At 39.7% G+C, this 1,172-nt stretch carries 2 pseudogenes; both read right to left on the bottom strand.

The annotated features are described in order from the left end of the window. Positions 1–454: 454 nt before the first annotated feature. Positions 455–1,030 (bottom strand): annotated as a pseudogene (locus O9295_RS07905) (hypothetical protein); the annotation flags it as partial. 18 nt (positions 1,031–1,048) lie between these two features. Continuing rightward, a pseudogene (locus O9295_RS07900) lies at positions 1,049–1,172 on the bottom strand (zinc ribbon domain-containing protein); the annotation flags it as partial.

Below are 1,172 nucleotides of genomic sequence, written 5' to 3'. Positions count from 1 at the left end.
ATGGGAGTGATCAGGGGTAAATTCAGGGACTTTTTCCCTGAAAATTAGGTAATTGACCCCCTCAAAATCGGTAAAACCCCACACCCCACACCCCACACCCTACACCCTGCCCCTAGGAAAAACTTTTTCAGCAAACCCTACTTATCAGGAGAGGCACTCATGCAAAAGGGAGAATAAATAATCAGTCTTTAATAACCGGATTTAGTATTACTCTACGTTTCATTTTTAAACTATCTACACTTGTGTTCATAACCCTTTGAAAGTGAAGAGATACTTTTTTAGCGTATCTGGATTTTGTGTATTTTCTCAGTTTTTTTTAAACTTTACTCCAGTATCTAATTTACTCTTAATAGCAAGAATAGATTCATAAATATATTTCTATATAATAGCCCCATTCATGCAATTGTACTCCTGACTCCTAACCCAACCAACAAACTTTTTCAGCTAACCCTACTTAGGTTCTCACTAAGGATTTATTGACAGTGGCTTCAATTTGATAAATAGATGAAAGGACGCTACCTTGATGATTATTGACCAGATCGTATTTGACTTCTTGTAAATAATTAAAAATGGCATCCCGCAGAATCGGTTTTTCAATGTTTACCCGGTGCTGATAGTCCCATAAATCCCAAACTATCAAACCAATTCCCACGATTGGATCGATTAATTCTGCCCCAAAACTACTCGCTACTGCCCCACCGGTTTTAGTGGCAATTTTCGCCCCCGTTTTTCCCGCTAGGGACAAATAAACTGTGCTGCCCACTTTCATCACTGGGACCAGAGATTTAACTCCTAAAGCAGTGGTGCCACCGACTAAAAGTTTAATTGATGTATTAGAAATATTGCCCTCGGTATCTTTAATTGTTACGGCTATATCACTAAGATAACGGTCCCATTTGCCTTGGGGAATTTGATAACTAGCCTGTATATTTGCCAATTCATTGCTTAAATTATTGACATATAAATTAACGGCATCCCTAGTAATTCTCTCTAGACGCAATTGAGCCTCTTGGGGACGAATTACCCGTTTATTGACATACTCCCACCGTCAAGCTACGCTGTGACGGGGGATTCTTTCCACATTGCTGTTAGAAATTCCTTGTTCAACGAGACAGCTTAGATTCTCAATGTCTCCATTAAGAATCCAGAGGCCGGACTCTCCCAAGGCGTTT

Source organism: Microcystis sp. LE18-22.4A (genome assembly GCF_027531105.1).
Lineage (GTDB): Bacteria > Cyanobacteriota > Cyanobacteriia > Cyanobacteriales > Microcystaceae > Microcystis > Microcystis aeruginosa.
Note: the sequence above shows the minus strand (reverse complement) of the source record. Positions and strands in the feature narration are given on the sequence as shown.